The organism is Pseudomonas sp. SIMBA_068, assembly GCF_046534705.1.
Classification (GTDB): Bacteria; Pseudomonadota; Gammaproteobacteria; order Pseudomonadales; family Pseudomonadaceae; genus Aquipseudomonas; species Aquipseudomonas putida.
In genome coordinates this window covers 1-394 of the sequence record NZ_JAWRYI010000094.1, presented here as the reverse complement: position 1 = coordinate 394, position 394 = coordinate 1, and the positions used below count along the sequence as shown (strand labels likewise).

Sequence of the window (394 nt, the reverse complement as noted above, 5' to 3'; positions counted from 1 at the left end):
ACGATGCCCGCCGCGTTGGCGAACAGGTTGAACAGGCCGCCACTCAAGCCCAGCAGGCCTTTGGGCGCGATATCGGAGACGATCATCCAGGCCAGCGCCGACATGCCCTGTGGCGCTTGAGGCCTTCGATCAGAATGGCGGTAATATTACGCTCGGCTACGGCACCAACGATTCCACACATGGTTATTGCTCCTGGCTGATCGCGGCGCAAATCAGGTTGATGCCGCGGGCTTGAATGTGTTCGCGTGCCGCTGCGGGCAGGCGTTCGTCTGTAATAAGGGTATTCACGCTGCCCCAGGGCAGCTCGAGGTTAGGGATCTTGCGCCCCACCTTGTCGGACTCGACCATCACGATCACTTCCCGGGCCACCTCGGCCATGACTCGGCTCAGGCCA

2 pseudogenes are annotated in these 394 nt (G+C 61.4%); both read right to left on the bottom strand.

Features of this window, described 5'->3' with window-relative positions:
* Nucleotides 1-112: 112 nt before the first annotated feature.
* Nucleotides 113-181 (bottom strand): annotated as a pseudogene (locus SB756_RS28330) (glutamine amidotransferase class-II); the annotation flags it as partial.
* Between the two features lie 2 nt (nucleotides 182-183).
* A pseudogene (locus SB756_RS28325) lies at nucleotides 184-394 on the bottom strand (XRE family transcriptional regulator); the annotation flags it as partial.